17 protein-coding genes are annotated in these 21,814 nt (G+C 71.2%); 7 read left to right on the forward strand and 10 right to left on the reverse strand.

From position 1 onward, the window contains the following. Positions 1–165 precede the first annotated feature (165 nt). Positions 166–1,173, forward strand: a complete 1,008-nt coding sequence (gene add / locus BLS56_RS06450; RefSeq protein WP_091449006.1) for an adenosine deaminase — start codon at positions 166–168, stop codon at positions 1,171–1,173. A gap of 9 nt (positions 1,174–1,182) precedes the next feature. Beyond that, positions 1,183–2,736: a mucoidy inhibitor MuiA family protein gene (locus BLS56_RS06455; protein ID WP_091449007.1), complete on the forward strand. Its 1,554-nt coding sequence runs from the start codon at positions 1,183–1,185 to the stop codon at positions 2,734–2,736. Between the two features lies 1 nt (position 2,737). On the opposite strand, the gene BLS56_RS06460 is transcribed toward BLS56_RS06455, so the two are convergent. The 3 genes from BLS56_RS06460 to BLS56_RS06470 are packed head-to-tail and all read right to left on the reverse strand — an operon-like array spanning position 2,738 to position 5,593. Beyond that, complete coding sequence (locus BLS56_RS06460) at positions 2,738–3,376, reverse strand: LuxR C-terminal-related transcriptional regulator (protein WP_091449008.1); 639 nt, start codon at positions 3,374–3,376, stop codon at positions 2,738–2,740. Continuing rightward, complete coding sequence (locus tag BLS56_RS06465; RefSeq protein ID WP_091449009.1) at positions 3,373–4,674, reverse strand: sensor histidine kinase; 1,302 nt, start codon at positions 4,672–4,674, stop codon at positions 3,373–3,375. Before BLS56_RS06465 ends, BLS56_RS06460 begins: the two co-directional genes overlap by 4 nt. A 16-nt stretch (positions 4,675–4,690) precedes the next feature. After that, the gene (locus tag BLS56_RS06470) at positions 4,691–5,593 is read right to left on the reverse strand and encodes a TIGR03619 family F420-dependent LLM class oxidoreductase (RefSeq protein ID WP_091449277.1); all 903 of its coding nucleotides are present in this window, start codon (positions 5,591–5,593) and stop codon (positions 4,691–4,693) included. Positions 5,594–5,657: 64 nt separating this feature from the next. Here BLS56_RS06470 and BLS56_RS06475 point away from each other — a divergent pair, with 64 nt between their 5' ends. From BLS56_RS06475 to BLS56_RS06490, 4 genes are read left to right on the forward strand one after another with little or no spacing between them, the layout of a single operon-like run. Beyond that, positions 5,658–7,676, forward strand: coding sequence for a prolyl oligopeptidase family serine peptidase (locus BLS56_RS06475; protein ID WP_091449010.1), 2,019 nt, complete (start codon positions 5,658–5,660; stop codon positions 7,674–7,676). A 31-nt stretch (positions 7,677–7,707) separates the two neighbouring features. Further along, positions 7,708–10,752 (forward strand): DEAD/DEAH box helicase, encoded by a 3,045-nt coding sequence (locus BLS56_RS06480; RefSeq protein ID WP_091449011.1) that lies wholly within the window; start codon positions 7,708–7,710, stop codon positions 10,750–10,752. After that, positions 10,745–11,572 carry an SWIM zinc finger family protein gene (locus BLS56_RS06485; protein ID WP_228771428.1) on the forward strand — a complete coding sequence of 276 codons (828 nt, stop codon included), beginning with the start codon at positions 10,745–10,747 and terminating at the stop codon, positions 11,570–11,572. The genes BLS56_RS06480 and BLS56_RS06485 overlap by 8 nt, the downstream gene beginning before the upstream one ends. Continuing rightward, positions 11,569–12,615 (forward strand): DUF2293 domain-containing protein, encoded by a 1,047-nt coding sequence (locus tag BLS56_RS06490; protein ID WP_091449012.1) that lies wholly within the window; start codon positions 11,569–11,571, stop codon positions 12,613–12,615. The genes BLS56_RS06485 and BLS56_RS06490 overlap by 4 nt, the downstream gene beginning before the upstream one ends. Positions 12,616–12,618: 3 nt before the next feature. Here the strand turns inward: BLS56_RS06490 and BLS56_RS06495 are convergent, their stop codons facing one another. The 7 genes from BLS56_RS06495 to BLS56_RS06525 all read right to left on the reverse strand — a co-directional run bounded on the left by BLS56_RS06495 (position 12,619) and on the right by BLS56_RS06525 (position 20,844). Then, positions 12,619–13,545 carry a neutral zinc metallopeptidase gene (locus BLS56_RS06495; protein WP_228771429.1) on the reverse strand — a complete coding sequence of 309 codons (927 nt, stop codon included), beginning with the start codon at positions 13,543–13,545 and terminating at the stop codon, positions 12,619–12,621. Between the two features lie 69 nt (positions 13,546–13,614). Further along, a complete protein-coding gene (locus BLS56_RS06500) occupies positions 13,615–14,538 on the reverse strand; it encodes an NADP-dependent oxidoreductase (RefSeq protein ID WP_228771430.1) in 924 nt (307 codons plus the stop codon). 53 nt (positions 14,539–14,591) lie between these two features. Further along, complete coding sequence (locus BLS56_RS06505; RefSeq protein ID WP_091449013.1) at positions 14,592–14,954, reverse strand: VOC family protein; 363 nt, start codon at positions 14,952–14,954, stop codon at positions 14,592–14,594. Positions 14,955–15,020: 66 nt separating this feature from the next. Next, positions 15,021–15,707: a ferritin-like domain-containing protein gene (locus BLS56_RS06510; protein ID WP_091449014.1), complete on the reverse strand. Its 687-nt coding sequence runs from the start codon at positions 15,705–15,707 to the stop codon at positions 15,021–15,023. Between the two features lie 707 nt (positions 15,708–16,414). Beyond that, positions 16,415–19,231 carry a vitamin B12-dependent ribonucleotide reductase gene (locus tag BLS56_RS06515; protein ID WP_091449015.1) on the reverse strand — a complete coding sequence of 939 codons (2,817 nt, stop codon included), beginning with the start codon at positions 19,229–19,231 and terminating at the stop codon, positions 16,415–16,417. Positions 19,232–19,367: 136 nt separating this feature from the next. Further along, positions 19,368–19,844, reverse strand: a complete 477-nt coding sequence (nrdR, locus tag BLS56_RS06520) for a transcriptional regulator NrdR (RefSeq protein WP_091449281.1) — start codon at positions 19,842–19,844, stop codon at positions 19,368–19,370. Positions 19,845–20,373: 529 nt separating this feature from the next. Then, the gene (locus BLS56_RS06525) at positions 20,374–20,844 is read right to left on the reverse strand and encodes a LysM peptidoglycan-binding domain-containing protein (RefSeq protein ID WP_091449016.1); all 471 of its coding nucleotides are present in this window, start codon (positions 20,842–20,844) and stop codon (positions 20,374–20,376) included. A 258-nt stretch (positions 20,845–21,102) separates the two neighbouring features. Between BLS56_RS06525 and lexA the strand changes: the two genes are divergently transcribed. Next, positions 21,103–21,813 carry a transcriptional repressor LexA gene (lexA, locus tag BLS56_RS06530; protein WP_407640488.1) on the forward strand — a complete coding sequence of 237 codons (711 nt, stop codon included), beginning with the start codon at positions 21,103–21,105 and terminating at the stop codon, positions 21,811–21,813. The last annotated feature ends 1 nt before the right edge of the window (position 21,814 follow it).

Consider the following 21,814-nt stretch of genomic DNA (forward strand, 5'->3'; position numbering starts at 1 on the left):
CCTTGACGGGTCGTTTACCCCTCAGCCAAACTCCTCTGCGTGTCCGTGATCCTCGGCTGGCTGGTGCCGCTGCCCCTGTACGGGGAGGACCACGAGCGCGGCGACCTCGCCTGGTGACCACGCGGCCCGTCCGCGCCCGTCATCACACCCGAGAGGTCTGTTTTCATGCGCTCCTTCATTCGTGCCCTGCCCAAGGTCGAACTGCACCTGCACCTGGTCGGCGCCGCGTCCCTCGACACCGTCTTGGAACTGGCCCGCCGCCACCCCGAGCACGGCGTGCCGACTGACCGCGACGAACTTGCCCGGTTCTACGAGTTCACCGACTTCACCCACTTCATCACTGTCTACGGCTCGGTAGCGGGGCTGGTGAAGACCGGGGCCGACGTGACGACGCTGGTCTTGGGCATCGCGGCTGACCTGGCCGCGGTAAACACGCGCTACGCCGAGGTGACCGTGACCCCGCTCGGCCACCTGGTCACCGGAATCGATCCGGCCGAGCTTGCCGAAGCCCTCACCGAGGGGCGTAAGAGGGCGCTGTCAGAGCACGGCGTCGCGCTTGCCTGGGTCTACGACATCCCCGGCGGCCTGGAGACCGACGGCCAGGAAACGATCACCTGGGTGCTGCGGCACGCCCCCGAGGGCAGCGTCGGGTTCGGCGTCGGCGGGCTGGAGGTGGGCGTGCCGAGGGCGCGGTTCCGCCGGTCGTTCGAGCTGGCCGCAGGCGCGGGCCTGCACCTGGTGCCGCACGCGGGCGAGACGGTCGGCCCGGCGGAGATCTGGTCGGCGCTGCGGGACCTGCGCGCCGAGCGGATCGGCCACGGCGTCAGCGCGGTGGCCGACCCGGCGCTGCTGCGCCACCTCGCCGAGCACGGCATCCCGCTGGAGGTCTGCCCGACGTCGAACCTGCGCACCCGGGCCGTGCCGGACCTGGCCGACCACCCGCTGCCCCGCCTGCTGGCGGCGGGTGTGCCGGTCACGCTGGCCACCGACGACCCCGGCATGTTCCACACGGACCTGGACCGCGAGTACCTGCTCTGCCACGAGCGGTTCGGGCTCACCCGGGCGGAGTTGGCCGAAATCGCCCGAACGGGGGTGCGGGCGGCCTTCTGCGCGCCGGAGGTGAAGGCGGGGCTGCTGGCCGAGATCGACGCGGTGGCGCGCGCCGGTGAGTAGCCTCGCGACGTGACCAGTCGTGTGGATGCCCCGATCGTCGCCGTGACCGTCTATCCCGGACAGGCCAGGGTCACCCGGCGCGGCGCGCTGCGGGTGGCCGAGGGCGAGCAGCGGGTCGTGGTCGGCGGGCTCCCGCTGGGCCTGCACGCCGACTCCGTGCGGGTGAGCGGCCGGGGTCCGGCCACGGTCCTGGGCGTGGACGTCGCGCCCGAGCGCAACCCGCGCACGCCGGACGCCGCGCTGGCGGACCTGGCCGAGCGGCGGGACGCGCTGCGGGCCGAACTCGACGCGCTTACCGATCGGCAGACAGTGCTGGACGCGCGCGCCGAGCTGATCACGTCGCTGGCGCGGCGGTCGGGCGGCGCTTTCGCCCAGGCGCTGGCCAAGGGCGAGGCCGATCCGGCGCGGGTGGCCGGGGTGGGCGACGCGCTGGCGGGCCAGCTCGCCGACGTGCTCACCGAGCGCCGTGTGCTGGCCGAGGCGCGTCGGCGGACACAGGACGAGCACGACCAGGCGCAGCGGCGCGTCGACGACCGCGACGACGGCGCGCCCGACCGCACCGCGATCACCGCCGAGCTGGCGGTGTCCGAGCCGGGCGAGGTCGAGCTGGAGGTGTCCTACCTGGTCGACGCGGCGAGCTGGGAGTCGCGCTACGACGTGCGGCTAACCGGCGCCGCGTTGACGCTTACCTGGTACGGCCTGGTCACGCAGCACAGCGGCGAAGACTGGCCCGAGTGCGACCTACGCCTGTCGACCGCCCGTCCGGCGAACAGCGTCGACGTGCCGGAGCTGCGCCCCTGGTACCTCGACGTGCGACGGCCGCCGCCCGTCCAGCCCATGTCCGGCGGGTACGGCGGCACGCCCGAGATGGCCCGGGCCGCCGCGCCTGCCGCGTACGCGGCGACGGCGCCGATGGCCGAGTCGTTCGCCGTGGTCGAGCACGGGGTGGCGGCGGCGACCTACCGGCCCGCGCGTCCCGTCGCGGTGCCCGCCGACGGGACCTCGCACCGCACGACGGTCACCGTGGTCGAGCTGCCCGCCGAGGTCGGCCACGTGACCGTGCCGCTGCGCGGGCCCGAGGCGTACCTGCGGGCCACGGCGGTCAACACCTCCGAGCACACGCTGCGGCCCGGCCGGGCGTCGGTCTTCCACGACAGCGAGTTCGTCGGCGGCACCGACCTCGCGGCGTGGGCGCCGGGCGAGGAGGTCGAGCTGACGCTGGGCATCGACGACCGGGTCCGGGTGGAGCGCGAGCTGGTGCGGCGCTCGGCGGGCAAGGCCGTGCTCGGCGGCACCCGGCGCCAAGAGGCGAGCTACCGGGTCAAGGTAGGCAACTTCGGCCCGCGCGCGGCCAGGATCACCGTGGTGGACCAGGTCCCGGTCTCGCGCAGCGAGTCGGTGGTGGTCCGCGACGTCAGCCTGTCCCCGGAGCCCGCGGCGCGCACCGACCTGGGCGAGGTGACCTGGAAGCTGGATGTGGCGGCGGGCCAGACAGCCGAGATCCAGTTCGGGTTCCGGGTGGACATCGCCAAGGGGGCGGAGCTGTCCGGATGGCGTGAGTGACTCACAGTCGCAGGTAGCGCAGCACCGCCAAGACCCGTCGGTGGTCGCCCTGCGACGGCGGCAGGCCGAGCTTGGCGAAGACGTTGGTGACGTGCTTCTCGACGGACCCGAGGCTCAGCGACAGCGCGGTGGCGATGCCGCTGTTGGACCGGCCTTGCGCCATGAGGTCCAAGACCTCCCGTTCGCGCGACGTGAGCGTGGTGAGCGCGTCTGACCGTCGGCCGAACAACTGGGTGACGACCTCCGGGTCCAGCACGGTCTCCCCTGCCGCGACCCGGGTAAGCGCGGCCACGAAGTCGCCGACGTCGGCGACGCGGTCCTTGAGCAGGTAGCCGACGCCATCAGGGCGTCCGGCCAGCAGGTCGGCGGCGTGGCTGGTCTCCACGTACTGGGAGAACAGCAGGATCGGGCGGGACGGGTCCGCGCGCCGCAGCGCCACGGCCGCGCGCAGGCCCTCGTCGGTGTGCGTCGGCGGCATCCGGACGTCCACGACGGACACGTCGGGCGCGTGCTCGGCGACCGCGGCCGTGAGCGCATCGGCGTCGCCGACGGCCGCGACGACCTCGTGCCCGCGCAGGGTCAGCAGTTCCACGAGCCCGTCGCGCAGCAGCACGGAGTCCTCGGCGATCACGATCCTCATGCGCTGGTCCTCGGCAGGTCGACGCGAATCTCGGTGGGGCCGCCCACCGGGCTGGCGATGGCCAGCCGCCCGTCCACGGTGCGGACCCGCTCGGCCAGGCCAGCGAGGCCGGTGCCCGCGCCGATGGCCGCCCCGCCGGAGCCGTTGTCGCGCACCAGCAGCCGCAGGCCGTCGTCGCCCGCGTGGACGGACACCTCCGCCCGGGTCGCCCCGCTGTGCTTGGCGGCGTTGGTGAGCAGTTCGGCGGCGCAGAAGTACGCGATGGACTCGATGGCCGGGCTCGGCCGGTCCCCGATGTCGACGGTGAGGTCGACCGGGAGGGCGGATCGCGCGGTCAGCGTGGTCAGGGCGGGGGCGAGGCCGCTGTCGAGGGCGGGCGGGTGGATGCCCCTGGCCAGGTCGCGCAGCTCGACGAGGGCGTCCTTGGCGGTGGTGTGGGCCGAGGTGACCAGAGCGCGCAGGGTCTCGGTGTCGCCGCTGTCGATCGACTCCTTGGCGATGCCCAGCTTCATCGCGAGCGCGACCAGTTGGGCCTGCGCGCCGTCGTGCAGGTCCCGCTCGATCCGGCGCAGGCGCGCGGCCGAGTCCTCGACGGCGCTGGCCCGGGTCCGCTCCAGGTCGCGCACCCGGTCGGCCAGCGGCGGGCTGGTCAGCAGCGCGGTCATCAGCAGCCGGTCGAGGACGAGCGGGCCGCGCACCAGCCAGGGGGCGGCCAGCAGCAGTGCCACGCCGATCAGCCAGCGCACGACCGCCCACCCGTCGAAGGCGACCTCGGCGGGGAGGTCGAACACGGGCAGTCCCTCGGTGAACAGCGCCGCCCACACCGGCAGGGTCACCAGCGCGACCGCGTAGCCCCAGACGAAGACCGCGACGGCGGCGGTGAACACGGCCAACGGCAGCCGGATCACGCGATAGAGGACCGCGCGCCAGCCCGGGCCGTCGCGAAGCGCGTCGCCGAGCCAGCCGAAGAAACCTGCTCGGGGCTCGAATCGCGGCGGTGGGCGCAGCCTCGTGCCGAGGAGCGCGTTGGCGAGACCGCGATCGATCGCCCCGGACGCCCGGGCGGCCATGACGCCGAGGGCCAGCAGCGGCAGGCCGATGAAGGTCACCGACAGCGCCGTGCCCGCGACGAGGGCCACCAGGGTCAGCGCGAACCCGATGAGCGCGAGCGGCAGCCCGACCAGCGCGTAAGCCAGCTCTCCCATGGCCTGCCGGGTGAACGGGGCGCGGATGATGTGCATACGGTCAGCTTGCCTACCGCCGCTCGGCAGGACTATCCGGTGGGCCGCCGTCTCCATCTCGGGTTATCCCCCGCTACGGGGCGAACGCTTCCAGGGCGTCTTCCGCGCGGCGCATCGATTCGGCCGGGCCGGCGTCCGGGCTGCCGATTTCCGGGTCGAAGTTGAGGTCGACGAACAGCTCGGTGACGCCCTGCTCGGCCAGGTCCGCGAAGTCGGCGCGGATCTGCTCGAAAGTGCCGGTCAACGGCTGCCGGTCCGCGCGCGCGGACCGCACGCGCACCGCGCCCCGGCAGACCATGCGCAGCGCGGCCGGATCGCGACCCGCTTCCTCAGCGGCCGTGCGGATAGTGCGCACGGACTTACCGATGGAAGACAGGTCTGCCCGACTGCTGCTTACCCACCCATCGGCAAGCCGTCCTGCCCGTCGCAAGGCGGGTTCGGCGCCCGCGCCCACCAGGATCGGCGGCCCGCCCGCTTGGACCGGCTTGGGGTCCATTCGGGTCGGCGGGACGCGGTAGAACTCGCCGTCGTGGTCGACCACCTCGTCGGTCCAGAAGCGGCGCAGCAGCGGCAGGTACTCCTCCGCGCGCTTACCGCGATCCCTCTTGTCCACGCCGACGGCGGTGTACTCCTCATCGGACCAGCCGATGCCCAGGCCCGCGTCCAGCCTGCCCCCGGACAGCAGGTCCACCGTGGCGAGTTGCTTGGCGAGCAGCGGCGGGGCGAAGAACGGCAGGTTCAGCACCGCGACGCCGATCCGGATCCGGCTGGTGCGCGCGGCGAGGAAGCCCAGCGTGGCGACCGGGTCGAGCACGGCGCGATACGCCTCGCCCCAGCTCGCGTCCGGCGGCGACAGCAGCCGCTGGAACGTCCACAGCGAGTCGTAGCCCAACCCCTCGGCCTTGGCCGCGACCAGGGCCAGGTTGTCGACAGTGGCCCACGAACCGGACACGGGAGCGGCGAAACCGATCTTCACGGCGGCCACGCTAACCCACGGACGGACGGCTCGCCCGGAGTTCACCCGATGGCAGACTGGCCGCATGACCGAAGCCGCTGCCCCCGACCCGTATCTCTGGCTGGAAGACGTCACCGGGGAGGACGCCCTGGACTGGGTCCGGGCCCGCAACGCGGAGACCGCGGCCGAGCTGACCGGAAGTGAGCGGTTCGACACGATCCGAACTCGCCTGCGCGAGGTGCTCGACGCCGACGACCGCATCCCCTACCCGCGGCGGCGCGGGGAGTTCCTCTACAACTTCTGGCAGGACGCGACCCACCCGCGCGGCCTGTGGCGGCGCACGACCCTGGCCGAGTACCGCACCGGCGCTCCGGTCTGGACTGTCCTGCTCGACGTGGACGCGCTGGTCGAGCGGGAGGACGAGAACTGGGTCTGGAAGGGCGCCGCGGTGCTCAAGCCGGACTACCACCTGGCGTTGGTCGAGCTGTCCCGCGGCGGCGCGGACGCGACCGTGGTCCGCGAGTTCGACCTGCGCGGCGGCGAGTTCGTCGCCGACGGGTTCGTCCTGCCGGAGGCCAAGACCCGGGTCAACTGGATCGACGCCGACCAGATCTACGTCGGCACGGACTTCGGCGAGGACTCGCTGACCACCTCCGGCTATCCGCGGGTCGTCAAGCAGTGGCGGCGGGGGACGCCGCTGGCCGAGGCCGAGGTCGTCTTCGAGGGCAAGCCCGACGATGTCAGCGTCTACGCCTACCACGACTTCACCCCGGGCTTCGAGCGCGACTTCGTCGGCCGCTTCCCGGACTTCTTCAGCTCGGAGAAGTTCCTCCGCACCCCGTCCGGTGACCTGGTGCGCGTCGACGTGCCCGACGACGCGACCGCCGACATCCACCGCGAGTGGCTGCTGGTCAGCCTCCGGTCGGACTGGACGGTCGACGGGACCACCTTCCGGTCGGGGTCGCTGCTGGCGACCCGCTTCGACGACTTCCTCGCGGGCGGGCGGGACCTGGTCGCGCTGTTCGAGCCGGACGAGCGCACTTCGCTCAGCGGGTACTCCTGGACCCGCAACCACCTGCTGCTCAACGAGCTGTCCGACGTCAAGACCCGGCTGGAGGTCCTGACGCCCGGCCCGGACGGCTGGACGCGCGGCGAACTGCCCGGCGCGCCCGAGGTCGGCTCGGCCGAGGTGATCGACACCGACCCGGACCACAGCGACGAGTACCTGCTCAACGTCAGCGGCTACCTCCAGCCGTCGACCCTCTTGCGCGGAGAGGTCGGCGGAGAGGTGGAATTGCTGCGGCAGGCGCCCGCGTTCTTCGACGCCGAGGGCATGGCCGTCGAGCAGCACTTCGCGGTGTCCGACGACGGCACCCGGGTGCCCTACTTCGTGGTCGCTGGCCAGGACACCAGCGGCCCGACCCTGCTCTACGGCTACGGCGGGTTCGAGATCTCCCTCACCCCCGGTTACAGCGGCGGCCTCGGGCGGGGCTGGCTGGAGCACGGCGGCACCTATGTGGTCGCCAACATCCGCGGCGGCGGCGAGTACGGGCCCGCCTGGCACCGGGCGGCGCTGCGGGAGAACCGGCCGCGCGCCTACGAGGACTTCGCCGCGGTGGCCCGCGACCTGGTGGCCCGCGGGATCACCACGCCCGAGCGGCTGGGCGCGCAGGGCGGCAGCAACGGCGGCCTGCTCGCGGGCGTGATGCTGACCCGCTACCCGGAGCTGTTCGGCGCGGTGGTGAGCCAGGTGCCGCTGTTGGACCTGCGCCGCTACCACCTGCTGCTCGCGGGCGCGTCCTGGATGGCCGAGTGGGGCAACCCCGACGACCCGGACGACTGGTCTTACCTCAAGGAGTTCTCCCCGTACCACAACGTCAGCGACGCGGCGAAGTACCCGCCGGTGTTCTTCGTGACGTCCACCCGCGACGACCGGGTGCATCCGGGGCACGCGCGCAAGATGGCGGCCAAGATGATCGATCTCGGGTTCACGCCCCGGTACTACGAGAACATCGAGGGCGGGCACGGGGCGGCGGCGGACAACGCGCAGCGGGCGCACATGTCGGCGATCGTCTACGAGTTCCTCTTGCGCACTCTCGGCTGACGGCGGAAATCCGGTCGGTAGTGTCTACGCGGTGTTGGCGCTGCACTGTCTGGTCACTGCCGCCGGAGAGTTAGCGCTCTGGGCGGAGGATTCCGACCTGCCCACCCGCCGCGCGGGACGCGCGAGCCGAACTGTCGAAGAGCACCCGTTCGCCGTGCCCGCGTCCGTGCTGGCCGAGCGGGTCGCCGTCGCGGGCGCGGCGGACGAGTCGCGGGTGCTGCTGCCGTCGCGTCCCTCCGCGCCGGTCGCCTCACCCGAGCTGGTGCGCGATCCGCTGACCGCCCCGGCGACCCCGCGCGGCGCGGTGACGCTGCGGCCGTGGCGGGTGCCGACCGTGCGGCTGGCGCCTGCCGTGTTCGCCGCGAGCCCGGTGGCCGAGCGGGACGACGTGCGGGCGGGCGCGAGTGTGCGGTTCCTGTCCCAGGTGGCGGCCTTCGCCGAGGACCTGGTCACGCGAGGCCGGGTGCTGCCCTCGATCGTGAGCGAGAGCGGCAGGCCCGCCGCGCGCTGGCGGCCCACGCTGTCCGGGGTCGACTCGGCCCGGTACGCCCGGTTGCGCGACGCGCTGCCGCCGGTGCTGCGGGCGGTGCAGGTCGACCCTGAACTGCTCGACGGCAGGCCTGTCGACGACGTCTTGCATCCGGTGCTCGACGCGTTCGTCGACGCCGCGGCCCGAGCGCGGCTGACCGGTGTCCGGCTCGCCCCGCCGGGCCGGTTCACCGCGGCGGAGGCGGCCGCAGGCGCGCTGCTGCGGGGCCTGGTCGGCGACAACCCCCGGCTCGCCGTGCCGCCGGAGCGGGCCACGCGGCTGGCAAGCGCGGTGGACACCTGGCGGTCCGGCGCCGTGCACGACGGGCCGGTGCGGGCGTGCTTCCGGCTCCGCTCGCCCGACCAAGCCGAGGACCACCGCTCGGACGACTGGACGCTGGAGTTCCTGCTCCAGGCCGCGGACGACCCGAGCGTGCTGGTGTCGGCGGCGCAGGTGTGGAGCGGCGACCGCGACCAGGTGCTGCGGCGCTGGGTCGCCCGGCCCGCCGAGCTGCTGCTGGCCGACCTCGGCCGCGCGGGCCGGGTCTATCCCGACCTGGACGCCGCCCTGCGCGAGGCGCACCCGGTCGGGCTGCGGCTGGACACCGCGGGCGCGCACCGGTTCCTCTCCCGCGCGGCGGCGCTGGACCAGGCCGGGTTCGGGGTGCTGCTGCCGTCGTGGTGGCGGGCGTCGTCGCGGGTCGGGTTGAAGCTGACCACCACGAGCCGGGGCACGGCGGGAACGGTGACCCGCGACAGCGTTCTCGGCAAGGACGAGCTGGTCGACTACCGGTGGGATCTCGCCTTGGGCGACCTCACGCTCACCGAGGACGAGCTGCGGGAGCTGGCGGCGGCGAAGGTGCCGCTGGTGCGGGTGCGCGGGCAGTGGGTGCACGTCGACCAGCGACAGCTCGCGGCGGGCCTGGCGTTCCTCGAACGCTCGGGGGACGGCCGGATGTCGGTCGGCGAGGTGCTGGAGCTGGCCGGGATGCCCGCGGACGACGACGCGTTCCCCCTGCCGGTGGTCGACATCGGCGGCACGGGCTGGCTGGCCGACCTGCTCGGCGGCGCGGTCGAGACGACCCTGGAGCCGGTCGACACTCCCGAGGGCTTCACCGCCGACCTGCGCCCTTACCAGCGTCGCGGTCTGGCCTGGCTGGTCTTCCTGGACCGGCTTGGCCTCGGCGCGTGCCTGGCCGACGACATGGGGTTGGGCAAGACCGTCCAACTGCTCGCGTTGGAGGCATTGGCGCGGTCGGACACCGAGCGCCCGCCGACGCTGCTGGTCTGTCCCATGTCGGTGGTGGGCAACTGGCAACGGGAGGCGGAGCGGTTCACGCCGGGGCTGCGGGTGCACGTTCACCATGGCGCGGACAGGCTTACCGGCCCGCAGTTGGCCAAGGCCGTGTCGGATGCGGACCTGGTGATCACCACCTACGCCCTGGCCGCCCGCGACGCGGCGGCGCTGGGCAAGCTGACCTGGGACCGGATCGTGCTGGACGAGGCGCAGAACATCAAGAACAGCGCGGCCCGGCAGTCGCAGGCCGTGCGGTCGCTGCGCGCCCGGCACCGCGTCGCGCTTACCGGAACCCCGGTAGAGAACCGGCTCGCCGAGCTGTGGTCGATCATGGACTTCGCGAATCCCGGCCTGCTCGGCCCGCTGGCCAGGTTCCGCGCGCGGTTCGCGGTGCCCGTGGAGCGCCACAACGACGAAGACGCCGCCGCGCGGCTGCGCCGGATCACCGGGCCGTTTGTGCTGCGCAGGGTCAAGACCGACCCGGCGATCATCGATGACCTGCCAGACAAGCTGGAGATGAAGCAGCTCTGCAACCTGACCGCGGAGCAGGCGTCGCTCTACCGCGCGGTGGTCGACGACATGCTTGCCAAGATCGATGAGAGCGAGGGCGTGCAGCGCAAGGGCCTGGTGCTCGCCACCATGACCAAGCTCAAGCAGGTCTGCAACCACCCGGCGCAGTTCCTCGGCGACGGCTCCCGCATCGCGGGCCGCTCCGGCAAGCTCGCCCGGCTGGAGGACACGCTGGAGGAGGTGCTGGCCGACGGCGACCGCGCGCTGTGCTTCACCCAGTTCGCGGCGTTCGGCGGCATGTTGGTGCCCTATCTCGCCGCCCGGTTCGACACCGAGGTCGCTTTCCTGCACGGCGGCACCCCGAAGCGGCAGCGCGACACGCTGGTGGAGCGGTTCCAGTCCGGCGAGGGGCCGTCGATCTTCCTGCTGTCGCTCAAGGCGGGCGGCACCGGCCTGACGCTGACCGCGGCCAACCACGTCATCCACCTGGACCGCTGGTGGAACCCGGCCGTGGAGGACCAGGCGACCGACCGCGCGTTCCGAATCGGGCAGCGCCGGGACGTGCAGGTGCGCAAGTTCGTCTGCATCGGCACCCTGGAAGAGCGCATCGACAAGATGATCGAGCAGAAGAAGGCGCTCGCGCAGTTGGTCGTCGGCGCGGGCGAGAACTGGCTTACCGAGCTGTCGACAGCCGAGCTACGGGAACTGGTAACGCTGTCCTCGGAGGCTGTCGGTGAGTGAGTGGTGGCGCGAGAAGCCGACCAGGCCGATCCCGGTCGAGGGCGGGCTGCGGGCGCGGAGCCAGCGCGGCGACATCGCGCGGATGTGGTGGTCGCGGCGGTTCCTGGACGTGCTGGAGTCGCTGGGCATGGGCGGGCGCTTGGAACGCGGCAAGCGCTACGCGCGGGCCGGGCAGGTGCTGAGCCTGTCGCTGTCGACCAGCATCGCCGTCGCGCAGGTGCAGGGGTCGCGGCCGCGGCCCTACCGGGTGCGGATCGGGGTGAAGGCGTTCACCTCGGCGGACTGGGCCGAAGTGGAGCAGGCGCTCGCCGGGCAGGCGCTGTTCCTGGCGAAGCTGCTCGCCGGGGACATGCCGCAGGACATCGAGGCGGTGTTCGCCGATGTGGGGCTGCGGCTGTTCCCGGACAACTTCCAAGAGCTGTCGATGGACTGCTCTTGCCCGGACTGGGAAGTGCCGTGCAAACATCTTGCCGCTGCCTGTTACCTCTTGGCGGAGTCGTTCGACGCGGACCCGTTCCAGATCTTGGCTTGGCGCGGGCGCGGTAGGCAGGAACTGCTCGACAACCTGCGCGCGTTGCGGGACCGCGCGTCCGCCGCCGAGCCGGACGACGACGGCGAGCCGTTGTCCGCGCTGCTGGACACGTTCTGGGGCAGTGCTACCGCACCGTCGAGTATGCCGCCAGCGCCGATCGCCACGACTGCGCCGGACGCCCTGCTCGACGAGCTCGACCCGCTTCCGGTGACCATGCGCGGACGCCCCTTGGCCGAGTGGCTGCGGCCCGCTTACCGCGCGATGGCAAGCGAAGAGGAATCACCGTGAGTGGACGCCTCGACCGGCGGGTGGCCGCGGTCGCCGAAGAGTTGTTGCGCCGCAAGAAGGTCGTCGTTCCCCTCGATGTGCTCGCGGGTCTTGGCTGGCTGACCGCGCGAACCCTGCGGGAGTGGGAGTCGGGCAGCGCGCCGCACCTCGACCAGCTCGCCGCCGTGCCGCCGGAACGGCTCGCGGAGGCGGTGGCGCGTCTGCACGAGTGGGCGCGGGGCGAACGCCTTCCGGAGTCCGAAGTGGACTACGTGGCCGCCACCCGGGATCGGCGCGCCCTGCGATTCACCGCGTCGGGAGATCCGGTCGCCGAACGCGCTTACCGGACACAGTGGACCGATCCTGGTCTGTCCGCGGCCCGCAAGGCGAAACTAGCCGAACGCCAGGCCAAAGCGCCCGATCTCGCCGTGATCCTGCCCGACAAGCAGTGGTTCTGCGCGCAGTGCGGGGACACCGGGGACTTCCACTTCCTCGAAGACGGCGCGCCCCTGTGCCTGGACTGCGCCGACCTGGGCCACCTCGTCTACCTGCCTTCCGGTAATGCGGCGCTTACCCGGCGGGCGCACAAGGCGAGCGGCCTAGCGGCGATCGTGGTGCGGTGGAACAAGTCCCGCAAACGCTTCGACCGGCGCGGCCTGCTCGTGGACCGCGAAGCGCTGGAGGCCGCCGAGGACCAGTGCCTGGCCGACGAAGACGTCCGGGAGCGCCGCCGGGTCCGCGACCGCGAGCGCCGCGCCGCCCAGGACGTGGAGTTCCAGGCCGCGTTCGCCGCGCGCATCGGCGAACTGTTCCCCGGCCTGGCCGCCGACCGCGCGAAAGCAATCGCCGACCACGCGGGCACCCGCAGCAGCGGACGCGTCGGCCGGTCGGCGGCGGGCCGCGCGCTGGACGAGCACGCCGTCACCCTCGCCGTGGTCGCCGCCATCCGGCACGAGGAGACCGACTACGACGCCATGCTCATGGCGGGCGTGCCGCGCGCGGAGGCCCGCGAGCGCATCCGCGACGAGATCGACCGCGTCCTCACCCGGTGGCGCAGGCCCTGACCGCTACCCCACCTCACTGGCGGGCACGGACCACGTGTCACACGACGCGGTGGAGTTGCCGTCGAATCCGGCGCGCGCCCAGCGGGCCTGGTTGGCCGGTGTGCCGTGGCTGTCGGCGCCGCTGGTGTCCTCGAAGCTGCGCACCGACTCCTCGGCCAGGCCCGCGTCCACGCCACCCTGGCCCCCTACGGCGGCGAAGAACAGCCCGGCGAAGCAGTTCGCTTGCAGTTCCGCGCGCCGGGACAGCTCCAAGAACTCGTTCTCGTCCGCCCCCGCTTCCCGGTTCGCCGAGGCGCGCAGGATGCCGCTGAGCGCCTGCACGTGGTGGCCGTACTCGTGGGCCAGCACCGCCAAGTGGTACGCCGAGTCCTCACCCGCGTCCCGCAGCAGGCGTCCGCGGGGCAGGTAGATCGTGCGGTCGCGATCGCAGTAGAACGCGGTGGCCTCGTCCTCCGATGGGGTGAAGCCGCACTTCGCGCGCGGCTGGTCGTCGATGTTGAGCCGCGGGCTGGCGAACCGCAGGCCCGCCCCGGTCAGCACCGGCTCCCAGGCGCGGTCGAGGCAGCCGATGCCGATGCGGTAGTAGGCGTCCAGCTCGCCGGGATCGGTGCCCAACTCGGGCAGCGCGCAGTCGACCGCGGCCAGCGGGGCGCCCGGGGCCAGCAGCGGGTTGGCGGCGATGTCAGACAGGGAGACCGAGCCGGGGCGGGGATACTCCTCGGCCGTCTCACCGACCGCGAGCGCGGTGCCGGTCACCACCGATTCGCCGGACAGCACCCGGCCGAGCGCCGCGATCCAGAGCACCCCGACCAGCACGATGCCGAGCACGGCGACCAGAACGAGCGGCGAGTTCCGCCGCTCGGCCGCCACGACGACGACCTGGATCTCCGACATCCCGACCGGGCGCGGATCGTGCCGGGATTCGCTCATGCCCCACCCTCGCATCGCAGGCGAGGGCGATCGGTCCCCCCGAACCCACGCCCGGCCAGCATACTGGGCTCACCCAATGATCAGGACGACCTTTCCGCGCCCGTGCCCGGTCTCCACCTCGCGGTGCGCGTCCGCCGCCGCCGTCAACGGGTAGGTGGCGCGGACGTGCGCGCGCAAGAGGCCCCGGTCGTGGAGGTCGACCAGCGCGGCCAGGCGAGCGGCCGAGCGGACCCCCGTGATCCGCCGCGCGCCCAACTTCTCGGCCGACTCGAAGGCGACGATGGTCCCGTTGCGCTCGCCGCTGACCCCCAGTTCGGCCGACACCCGCGGCGCGTCGCCCCCGGCCGCGTCCAGCGACGCGTCGACACCCTGCGGCGCCGCCGCACGGACCCGTTCCAGCAGACCGTCGCCGTACGCCACCGGGATCGCGCCCAACGAGCGCAGGTAGTCGTGGTTCTCCGCGCGTGCGGTAGCCACCACCGTCACCCCACGCAACCGGGCGAGTTGCACCGCCATCGTGCCGACCGCGCCCGCGCCGCCGTGCACGAGCAGCGTCTCCCCCGCGCCGACCCGCAGGAAGTCCAGGGCGATGCTCGCTGTCTGCGCGCCCGCGGTGAACCCGCCCGCGACCTCCCACGGCATCCCCTCGGGTTTGCGCACGACCTGGTCGGCGGGCGCCACGCGGTACTCCGCGTAGCTGCCCAAGACCGCGAACCCCAGCACCTCGTCGCCCGCCGCGAGGTGGTCGACGCCCGCCCCCACGGCGTCGACCACACCCGCGAACTCGTTGCCCAGAATCTGCGGGAACACCACCGACGCGCCCGGCGGAGACCACCCGGTGCGCACGGCGACGTCGAAGGGCTGCACCCCCGCCGCCCTAATCCGCACTCGCACCTCGCCATGCCCTGGATTCGGGCGCGGCAGGGTCATCGGCCGCAAGACGCCTGCCGAGCCGTGTTCGATGATGGCCATCGCGGTCATCTGGTCGCTCATGGCACCATCGTGAAACCTCTAGCAATGCAGAGGTCAAGGGTGGGTGACCGCGGTCACGACGGCCTGCGGCACAGGCAGAACGGCTGCCCCGATGGGTCGAGCATGACGCGCCAGTTGCCCTCGCCGGGCTGGAAGTCCGGCTTCGTCGCGCCGAGTTCGACGCCGCGGGCCTCGGCCTGGTCGAAGTCGTCCACGTAGAGGTCCAGGTGGAACCGCTTGGGCGCGCCCTCGTCCGGCCACCGCGGCGGCGCGTAGCCCTCGATCCGGCCGAACCCGATCGAGGTGCCCTCACCGGTGATCATGGCGTAGTCGCCCTCGTTGTAGGTGATCTTCCAGCCCAGCAACTCGCTGTAGAACGCGGCGAGGCCCTGGGGGTCGTCGCAGTCGATGTTGACCATCATCAGGCTCGCGGTCATCGCGTCGCCTCCCTGTCCGGTGGATGAACGGCGCCGTCTTGGCACCGATGCGCCTTCGAGCATGGTTCAGCCGCCTAAATCGCGCACCCGCAGATCCGAGGCCACCGCGAACTCCCGCACCGCCTCGGCCACGAAGGCCCGCCGAGACACCCCCAGCACCCGCAACGCCCGGCCGTGATCGCCAACCACGACAAGGACAGCCCCGAGGAACAACCACCACCACACCACCCGCGCGGCCCGACTCACCGGCGCAGCCCTAAGACGATCGCGGTGAAAAGGCACGTGTCTTCGCTCATCCGCCAGAATCCGCCCCGCGACCTCACTGGTCAGCGCGTCACCCGCACCGTCCCGCAACACCCGGTAATACACCAACGCCACCACCTCCGCGATAGCCAAGACCATCAACTCCAACCGCAGCCCCAACCCCCGCCGCAACCATATGAACACCACATCACTCCAATGCGTTGCGATGGTCGACGCCCCCGCCGCCCGCAACAACTCCCCCAGCATCCGCGCGTGCTCGCGCTCCTCCTGCACAAACAACCGCACCGCCGCCGCGTAAGCCGCATCCCCCGCGCCCTCAGCCTTGCCGATCAGATTCCGCCCGTCCCCGTCCTCGCCGACCTGAAACCGCTGCACGCTCCGCACCACATCGGGATGCATCCGCACCCGCACAGCCCAGTCAGGCTCTGAACGACCCGCCCGCCGCTCAGCTTCCTCGGTGAACTCCCGCAGCCACTCCACATAGGTCATAAACCCGACAATGCCGGCACCGCACTGGCCAGAGCGTTGCCTTCACCCTTCCCTCACAGGTTCACTCCACGGTGACCGCAGAAGAACGGGCCGCGGGAACGCGAACGGGAACCGTTCAAACCCAGACCAAGCGAACCTCTCGGCAGACCACCATGACACCTCTTGCCGGAATACCGCGATACTCGATAAACCACGCCGAACCTGAGCGAACCGCCGACCACACCTTGGCGTTCTACCCAGAGCGCAAAGAGTTCACACCCTCCAACAATAACGCGAAGCGGCCCCATCGAATTCGCATGGGCTTTGAAACCAACCGAAGGCGGTTCCACTGAAATCACACACACTACTACCGCTGATCTCATTCGCCTGATCAAGGGGTATCAACCCGCCGGAAAGGATGCGGCAGATCAGGCGGGCCGGACGTTGTGCCGATCGTTGAGCGACACGGTAGTCCGGCACGAGTGGTTCAACCAGGCTACCCGACTGCTTCCCTTGAAGGCCAAACCGTCCTCATCCTGGACGACATTTACCACACTGGCTACACGATGGCAGGCGTGGCCAATGCCGCACGACTGGCCGGGGCCACAACGGTGCTCGGTCTCGTTGCGGCGAGAAATTCGCGCCACTAGCGCAACAGCACGACTTACCGCCGAAAAGCGGGGGCCTGCTGAACGCCGACCCCCGCCAACGGATGACTCGGTTATCGATCAGCTGCACCCGGAGGTGGAGCCGCAGCCTTCGCAGAGGTAGCAGGAGCCCGCGGGGCGCATCTTGGTGCCGCAGGTCATGCAGAGCGGGGCGTCGGCGGCTTTGCCGAGGTGCAGTTCGAGCAGTTCGGTGGAACTGTGGGCTTCGGTGATCTTGGGTTCGGGCTTGGTCTCGGTCGTGGTGGCGCGGGGGGCGGTGTCGATGGTCGTGCGCAGGGCTTCGAGGTCGACCTCGGTGGAGCCGTAGTCGGCGGCGACCTGGGCGGAGCGCTCGTCGGCGGTGAAGATGCCCAACTGGGCGCGCTTGTCGTAGGGCAGGTAGTCCAGGGCGAGCCTGCGGAACAGGTAGTCCAGCACGCTGGTCGCGATCCGCACGTCCGGGTCGTCGGTCATACCGGCGGGCTCGAAGCGCAGGTTCTGGAACTTCGAGACGTAGAACTCCAGCGGGATGCCGTACTGCAGCCCGACCGAGATCGACATCGAGAACGCGTCCATCACCCCGGCCAGGGTCGAGCCCTGCTTGCCCAGCTTCACGAAGATCTCGCCGAGACCGTCGTCCGGGTAGGAACCCGCGTGCAGGTAGCCCTCGGCGCCGCCCACGGTGAACGACACCGTCTGCGACGGGCGCTTCTTCGGCAGCCGCTTGCGCACCGGCCGGTACTCCACGACCTTCTCCGGCTCGGCCTTGCCGCCGTTGTTGGCGCCCTTGCCCGCCGACAGCGGCTGCCCGACCTTGCAGTTGTCCCGGTAGATCGCCAACGCCTTCAGGCCCAGCTTCCAGCCCTGGAAGTAGATCTCCTCGACCTCCTCCACGGTGGCCGCCTCCGGCATGTTCACCGTCTTGGAGATCGCCCCGGACAGGAACGGCTGCACCGCCGCCATCATCCGCACGTGCCCCGTCGGCGCGATCGACCGCTCACCCATCGCGCAGTCGAACACCTCGTAGTGCTCCCGGCGCAGACCCGGCGCGTCCACGACGTGCCCGTGCTCGGCGATGTGCTCGACGATCGCCTCGACCTGCTCGTCCTGGTAGCCCAGGGACTTGAGCGCGCGCGGCACGGTCTGGTTCACGATCTGCATCGAACCGCCGCCGACCAGCTTCTTGAACTTCACCAGGGCCAGGTCCGGCTCGATCCCGGTCGTGTCGCAGTCCATCATCAGGCCGATGGTGCCGGTGGGGGCGAGCACGCTGGCCTGCGCGTTGCGCCAGCCGTTGCGCGCGCCGATGGCCAGCGCGGCCTGCCACTCGCGGGTCGCCACCTTCTGCACGGCGGCGTCGTTGGCGTGGTACGTGCGGACCAGGTCGTTCGCCGCGGCGTGCTTGCGCATGACGCGCTGCTGCGACTCCGCGTTGCGGGCGTAGCCCTCGAACGGGCCGACGACGCCCGCCAGCTCAGCGGAGCGGCGGTAAGCGGTGCCGGTCATGAGCGAGGTGATCGACGCGGCCAGCGCCCGGCCGCCCTCGGAGTCGTAGGCGTGACCGGTGGCCATCAGCAGCGCGCCCAGGTTCGCGTACCCGATGCCCAGCTGGCGGAACTTGCGCGTGGTCTCCGCGATCGGCTCGGTCGGGAAGTCGGCGAAGCAGATCGAGATGTCCATCGCGGTGATGATGACCTCGACGGCCTTCGCGAACGTCTCCGCGTCGAACCGGCCGTCCTCACCCAGGAACTTCAACAGGTTCAACGACGCCAGGTTGCAGCTGGAGTTGTCCAGGTGCATGTACTCACTGCACGGGTTGGACGCGGTGATCCGCCCTGACTCCGGGCACGTGTGCCAGTCGTTGATCGTGTCGTCGTACTGGATGCCCGGGTCGGCGCACTCCCACGCCGCCTTCGCCAGCTTGCGGAACAGGTCCTTGGCCTCGACCTGCTCGATGACCTCGCCGGTCGTGCGCGAGCGCAGACCGAACCGGCCGCCGGTCTCCACCGCGCGCATGAACTCGTCCGAAACCCGGACCGAGTTGTTCGCGTTCTGGTACTGCACCGACGTGATGTCCGACCCGCCGAGGTCCATGTCGAAGCCCGCGTCCCGCAGAACCCGGATCTTCTCCTCCTCACGGGCCTTCGTCTCGATGAACTCCTCCACGTCGGGGTGGTCGACGTCGAGGACCACCATCTTCGCCGCCCGCCGAGTCGCCCCACCGGACTTGATCGTGCCCGCCGACGCGTCCGCCCCGCGCATGAACGACACCGGACCCGACGCCGTCCCGCCCGAGGACAGCAGCTCCTTCGACGAACGGATCCGCGACAGGTTCAGGCCCGCGCCGGAACCGCCCTTGAAGATCAGCCCCTCTTCCTTGTACCAGTTGAGGATCGAGTCCATCGTGTCGTCCACCGCGAGGATGAAGCACGCCGACACCTGCTGCGGCGAGGTCGTGCCCACGTTGAACCACACCGGCGAGTTGAAGCTGAACACCTGGTGCAGCAGCATCCAGGTCAGCTCGTGCTCGAAGATCTCCGCGTCGCCGGGCGTGGCGAAGTACTTGTGCTCGACACCGGCGGCCACATAGGACTTCACCACCCGGTCGATCAGCTGGCGCAGCGAGTGCTCACGCACCGCCGTGCCCACCGCGCCCCGGAAGTACTTGCTGGTCACGATGTTCGTCGCGTTGACCGACCAGAAATCGGGGAACTCCACCCCGCGCTGCTCGAAGTTCACCGAGCCATCGCGCCAGTTGGTCATCACCACGTCGCGGTGCTCCCACGTCACCTCGTCGTAGGGGTGCACCCCCTCGGTGGTGTAGATCCGTCGCATCCGCAGCCGACCCTGCGGCGAGCCGTTGCGCTCCGCCGCCTGGATCCCGACGGTCTCCGTCATGACCGTTCCCTCTCCCTCGTCACTGGCCTGTCCTGGTGCGGCCACGTCCGGGCTCCCCGTCCGATGCGGCCGAAGCTGCTGTTTCCGATCCCCGCCACGGGGATGGGACGACGCCGCGCGCCGCCGTGTCTGCCGTCTACTGCTCATCCTGTTGCGCCGCCTGGTCCGCCATGGCGGCCCGCAGGTCGGCGATCTCCTTCTCGAAGTCCTCGACTGAGGAGAACGACCGGTACACACTGGCGAACCGCAGGTAGGCGACTCCGTCGAGCTCCCGCAGCGGGCCGAGGATGGCCAACCCGACCTCGTGGCTGGGAACCTCGGCGCTCCCGCTGGCGCGAATGGTGTCCTCGACCTTCTGCGCCAACTGCTGGAGCTGGTCCTCATTGACCGGTCGCCCCTGACAGGCCCGCTGAACGCCGCGCACGACCTTGTCCCGGCTGAACGGCTCGGTCACACCGGAGCGCTTGACCACGGCGAGGATCGCTTCCTCAACCGTGGTGAACCTGCGGCTGCACTGCGAGCAGGAGCGCCTGCGGCGGATCACCTGTCCGTCGTCGACCTCCCGCGAGTCCACGACCCGCGAGTCGGAGTTGCGACAAAACGGACAGCGCACCGACTTCACCTCTCTCCGCTCGCCATCTTGGGCGACACCTCGCCCTCACCAGTCCGCGCGACCACCCATGGTGATCAATATGTGGATAACGCGTGGACAACCCACCCCAACTTGTGGAGTAACTACAGCGATGTAACCACAAGATGTTGGGGTCGACCGTATGCCTGGACCCCACATAACGCAAATCGGCGCGCGCCATGGAAACGCTTCGCGGTCACCACGCGACACAGCGACTCTGACCGCGAGGTGAACGGCGTCTTTCACTCGCCCGGGTGACCTAATCGCCGCTCAGACTCTCTTCCGGCCAGGGATGCCCACCGCACCGCCCGCACCCGCCCGCGACGGGTCCGTGGCCGAGGACCACACCCAGTCAGTGATCAATGACACCGCCGACGACATCGATCACCGCCCAGCGCCCCTCGCCACCAACGCTCCAACGATCAGGAGCCCTTCCCAGGGAACCGCTTTCGCCCTAGGACCCAGACACGCACGTCACGTGGAACACCGCCAACGAGAACCACTAGGCGCGCTATCGGGAGAACGGCACCGTCAGCGGCTGTCCCACCCGGACCGCGCCACCGTCTAAAGAGTTCAGTTCGCGGATGCGCTCGACCACGGCCGCCACATCGCTGCCCGGCGCCATCCGCTCGGCGACCTCGGACAGGCTCTCCCCCGGCCCGACCCGGACCACGGTCGTGGTTGGCGGGACCTCCGCGCCGCCTGTCATGGCCCCGGCGAACAGCCCGAGCCCGTACACGGCCGCCGCGACGACCACGGCGATCGCGACCAGCGCCGCGACCGAGAGCGGAGCCAGGCGCGGCGCGCAGTCGGGCGCCGCGACGACGTGCGCCGCGTTCGCCGCCCGCCCGCGCGTGGGCGGCCGGAGTCGCCCTTGACCCTCCCGGCGGACCGGGCGAAGAATCGGCCGCGCGAGGGCGGCCACGTGCGAAGACCGGCCCGCGGCCAGCTCGGCCGACTCGGATGCCAGCACCGCCGCCATCGCAACCTCCTCGAACTCCCGTTCGATCGAACGCTCGTGCGAATGTGTACCACTAGGCGGCGGCGAAAATCGATACCCCATCGGCGTGTCGCTCGAACAGGTGTTTGATCTCCGCAGGTCGGCGGACTACCGTCGAAGTCGGAGAAGATCGAAGTCGATCCACCACCGGGGCGCGATCGCGCTCCGGTACCGCAGGGAGGCAGTGCAGTGGCAGGCACGAGTGGTCGGAAGCCCCCGGGGGCGCCGAAGAGGAAGCCCTTGGCGAGCGGCAACGTGCGCGGTTTCCCCGACCTGGACCAGACGCCCGACGGCGCCGAGTTGCCGCTGCGCCAGCGCCAGGTGCTGGAGGTCATCCGCTCCTGGGTGCAGCGTTTCGGCTATCCGCCCAGCGTCCGGGAGATCGGCGAGGCGGTCGGCCTGACATCCACGTCGTCGGTCGCCTACCAGCTGCGCGCGCTGGAGGAGAAGGGCTATCTGCGGCGCGACCCGAATCGCCCGCGCGCCATCGGCGTGCTCCCGGTCGACGCGACGCCCGCCCAGCTGCGCGGCGAGCAGGTCGCCCCGGTGATCATCGAGCAGGTCGACCAGGGGCCCCAGCCGACCTACGTCCCGGTTCTCGGCCGGATCGCCGCGGGTGGGCCGATCCTGGCCGAGCAGGCGGTGGAGGAAGTGTTCCCGCTGCCCAAGGAGCTGGTCGGCGAGGGCTCGCTGTTCATGCTCAAGGTCGCGGGCGACTCGATGATCGACGCGGCCATCGCCGACGGCGACTGGGTCGTCGTGCGCCAGCAGCCCACGGCGGACAACGGCGAGATCGTCGCGGCGATGATCGATGGCGAGGCCACGGTGAAGACGTTCAAGCGCCGCGACGGGCATGTGTGGCTGCTGCCGCACAACGACGCCTACGAGCCGATTCCCGGCGACGAGGCCACCATCCTGGGCAAGGTCGTCGCGGTCCTGCGCAGGCTCTGAC

The sequence above is a fragment of the Actinokineospora iranica genome (assembly GCF_900101685.1).
GTDB classification, from domain to species: Bacteria; Actinomycetota; Actinomycetes; order Mycobacteriales; family Pseudonocardiaceae; genus Actinokineospora; species Actinokineospora iranica.